This window comes from Flavobacterium sp. (genome assembly GCF_049318325.1).
Classification (GTDB): Bacteria; Bacteroidota; Bacteroidia; order Flavobacteriales; family Flavobacteriaceae; genus Flavobacterium.
Window position 1 is genome coordinate 1 of sequence record NZ_JBMOGQ010000180.1, and the last position, 3,936, is coordinate 3,936.

5 protein-coding genes are annotated in these 3,936 nt (G+C 33.6%); 2 read left to right on the top strand and 3 right to left on the bottom strand.

Annotated features, from left to right (window positions below):
- Nucleotides 1–196: 196 nt before the first annotated feature.
- Together ACOYLP_RS11295 and ACOYLP_RS11300 are read right to left on the bottom strand one after the other, a co-directional pair.
- A complete protein-coding gene (locus tag ACOYLP_RS11295) occupies nt 197–880 on the bottom strand; it encodes a hypothetical protein (RefSeq protein ID WP_422856274.1) in 684 nt (227 codons plus the stop codon).
- Complete coding sequence (locus tag ACOYLP_RS11300) at nt 870–1,394, bottom strand: hypothetical protein (protein WP_422856275.1); 525 nt, start codon at nt 1,392–1,394, stop codon at nt 870–872. The genes ACOYLP_RS11295 and ACOYLP_RS11300 overlap by 11 nt, the downstream gene beginning before the upstream one ends.
- 422 nt (nt 1,395–1,816) lie before the next feature.
- On the opposite strand from ACOYLP_RS11300, the gene ACOYLP_RS11305 reads away from it, so the two are divergent.
- Nucleotides 1,817–2,467 (top strand): hypothetical protein, encoded by a 651-nt coding sequence (locus ACOYLP_RS11305; RefSeq protein WP_422856276.1) that lies wholly within the window; start codon nt 1,817–1,819, stop codon nt 2,465–2,467.
- A 278-nt stretch (nt 2,468–2,745) separates the two neighbouring features.
- Nucleotides 2,746–3,393 carry a hypothetical protein gene (locus ACOYLP_RS11310; RefSeq protein WP_422856277.1) on the top strand — a complete coding sequence of 216 codons (648 nt, stop codon included), beginning with the start codon at nt 2,746–2,748 and terminating at the stop codon, nt 3,391–3,393.
- Nucleotides 3,394–3,745: 352 nt separating this feature from the next.
- Here the strand turns inward: ACOYLP_RS11310 and ACOYLP_RS11315 are convergent.
- On the bottom strand, nt 3,746–3,936 hold a 191-nt coding region (locus tag ACOYLP_RS11315), incomplete at its 5' end, for a hypothetical protein (RefSeq protein WP_422856278.1).

A 3,936-nucleotide genomic window follows, 5' to 3' on the forward strand; every position in this document is an offset into this window, starting at 1 on the left:
TTAAACAAAGATTTTTTCCCTACTTTTTTTCCGTACCCTTCGATACGCCTCCGCCATGGCGGAGAACTACTCAGGGTACGTCAAGATAGCAAAAAGCTCGGTGGGCACACCAAGGCGGAAAAGTTACTATTTTATTTTTCACTACGGGGCTGATTTGCAAGAAAACATCAAAAACAAATGCGATTGACCTTATACATTAATGTACAATTTTCGAGATTTTATTTTCTACAATTGGTAGCCTTTCATCAATCATTATAGGATGAATATGCGCCATTAACACCTCTTTTAACAAGCCTTTTTGAATGATTATTTTGATTTGTTCTACAATGAATATGGAAACTCGCTCATCGTCTTTTGCAATGTCTTCTACTATGTTTAGTCGATTATCTAAGATATAGATGATGTCTTCAATGTCATGACTTGTTCGATAATCACTTCCTCTATTATTAAAGGCTTCGAACTTTGTTGCTAAATAGCATGGAGCGGAAAGTATTTTGATTTCTTGTTCTTTGGCTTTTACAGTCCATAGGTTTTCAAAGCCTAACTTATACCATCTGTTTGCAGGACTGAGCGGGCCATCTTCTGCAGCCATTACATCTACTGGAATATCATTGTATTTATAGCTGCAAATTGAATGTCCATATGGGTCAGGATGAAATCCAAGCGATGCAAGTTTTTCATTTATTTGTTGCCAATGGTGCAGATTAACTATTTCTAGTGTTATATCAACGTCTTTCGTTGGGCGAATTTCATCTGCTGCAGGATCATCGGTGTATAAACTCACCACCGCACCCCCAACAAATACGATGTCATTTTTAATTTCTCCGAGAGCCTCTGCAATTTCAGCAACAACATGAATATTTATAACTTTATTTTCCAAGTTCGAATCGTTTATTGAGTTCAAATATTGCTATTTCTCGTTCTCTCGCTCTTCCAACTCTCAAAGCATCTGTTAATGCTAACAATTCATGTAATTTAGTGTCTCTCAATGCTGCCTCTGGAACGGAAGAATATAACGGCAGAATACTAAACCCCCTTACAGTACCTTTTCCGTATGGCCAAACGTAAACCTCATTGCTCTGAATTTCTTCTTTTAAAGGTGAAGCTGAGTGTGATGTAGGAACTCCGCGAACAAATGCACCTGGTTTTTGAGGGAACACATAGCGCAAACCAAATTTCAAGAATTCTAAAAGAGCGTGCTTCATTACTGATTTTCCATCTGTAGCTAAAAGACCGGAATATTTACAGCGTGAAACTGCCTCACTAACTTCTGATTGACTTAATCCTAATTCTCCTGCAAGTTTTTTTTGATTCCATGCTGGATTATTATCACTTACTATTTTAAGAAGAATGACAACGTCCTGAGCTTTTAGATGTTGATTTTGAGTTTTCATTTTATTATATTGCGTATCGCGATATGCAATAATACAAATTAACCCCCAGTAAAAGAAACATTTAACAAATATTATCGCATATCGCGATATGCGATAATATTTGCTGGTTTATTAATTCTAATATACCTTTTAAAATCAAACATGCACCAAAGGCAAAAAGTTCTGGTAAGCACCAACGCCAAGCTTCGGTGGTAAATCTTGGATGTTTCGGTTTCAGCACCGAATGGATCGGTTATACTAACTGTATTTCTAATGTGCGACTGTTTTACTAGTAAACAATAACATGGCTGACTTATCTTATATTTATTTGAATTGGGCGAAATGGCACGACAATTCTAAAGGACAGTTTAGAATTTGGAGAATACAGCCTTGATTATTAATTTTAAGGGGTGGTCATACAACCCCTTTTCCATTTTTTTATCATGGTTAAAAATAATTTAGGGATTTTTATCCTATGTATTGCATTCTCTGCAAAATCCCAAACAAATTTTCAATTAAATTATAATTCAACTTTTTCAGGTAGAAATATTCTTTTTTCATCAAGTAAAGATATAAATACAAAATACGAAATTGGTGCAGGTTTAAGGATTAATATACATAATATAAACGGTAAACTTGCTCATCCTGATGACCAATTCAATACATATAAAAAAAGACTATTTATGACCCAACCAATAAATTATTTTGGTATTTCAGGATTTGTGAACAGACAGATTTTTTCAAATTCGAAAACGATAAAACCTTATATTTTTTATGATCTTCAAGCCACGTATTCTGGAACGAGAAATAGATTTTTTTTACCTTACGATGTTGCCTTAGATGGCACTATCTTGTACAAAGAGCATATACAGTTTTGGGGACCATTCACTTGGGTTGAACAAAATATTGGTTTTGGTTTTAAGGCAAATTTATTTGATAACCTTTATCTTAATCAGAGAATGGGCCTTGGGTCAGCTTTCATTTTGGGATATGAAAAACAGCTTTTGGACAAATATTTTAATTGGTTTGCATGGAATTTTAGCACATTGTTTACTATAGGATTGGAATACCGTTTGGGAAGTAAAACAGAATAAAACAGTTTTTAACAAACCCTTAGCTCTATATCGATATATAAATCTTTGAGTAATAATAGAACGAGGCCATGGCGCGGGAACAGCGTAGACGTAACCGATTGAAAGGTTGAGGAGTTTTATTTCGTTAGAAAACATTCATGCCACCACCTTTGATTGGTTCGATTGGCAAACGGAGATTGTGTTTACAAGTTGGAAGTCAGAGTATAATCTGACTAAAGTAAATTAATCAATTTTGTTACTGCAGGCTTAGCCCGCAGTAACTTTTAATTTAATATTGTATGAAATTTTATTCAAGTTGTCTTGCCTTATTTTTAGCATTTTCTTTCCTATCTCAATCTTCAATCGAATTCAATTTCAATGAGGTATACATTGGTAGTAATTTAGGTGTTAATTGGAAAAGACACTACCCAAATTTATCTTTTTCAACGGGTTTGACATACCATATCAACAGAATAGACCAAATCCCAATAGGTACATTTATCAAAAATTCAGCTTTTGCGGAAAATTTCGGGCAACGATTTGGACTCCAATTAGGATTTGAATATTATTTATACAAAAATGATTTTTTCAAAATCGGTCTTTTTTATTCAAATCAAATCTCTTTAATGAATCAATTAATAAAAGTATATTCGGCCTATGACACTTTAGTGTCTAACCCTCAATCAGAATTTGATTTCCTTTATACTAAGTATGAACGAATCTATGGTCCGGTTTTCACTTCTGACAATGTGATTGGCATAACGTTAAAAAATAATATTACAAAAAATATATATCTCTCTACTAGAGGTGGTTTAGGTATTTTATTTTGGAAAAACACTGACAATAGTTTACTACTAATTGGTGGTAATAAGATCAATCAAAGTTATAATTTCACAAGCTTTTTCAGCATTGGAATAGGTTATACTTTCAACAAGAAAGAAAAATAAAACAGCTTTTATCAAACCCTTCGCTCTATATCAATGAACAAATTATCGAGGAAGAAGTTAACGAGGCCATGGCACGAGAACAGCGTAGACGTAACCGATTGAAAGGTTGAGGAGTTTTATTTCGTTAGTAAGTATTATTGAGCTTGGGAACTTGAACTGGTTAATTCACTGAGGATTTTCCCCAACCAATTCAATCAATTTTGCAGTTTTTATTTTTCGCATATATACTAAAAAATTCAGTATAAATACCATCGCTTCGGTTGAATCAATAACCGGCCAACATTCACCTATCCTTTGTATAGTAAGCCTTTTAGAAATTTCTAGGATTGTTTTCATTCGAATTGAACGTCTCCTATAAATTTATCAGGTTTGCGTTCGATGTAATTTTGTTTTGCAAATGAAGCTTTTCTCTAAAACAACCATGGAAATAAGAAAAAGAATATCGATGTAGAAAAGTTAAAGTATTGTAAGTTTCAAAAGCAGAGGCAAAATGCTTGGTTAGTTGCCAAAAAAGTAAATGTTTAAAACAAAGTATTATGAAAA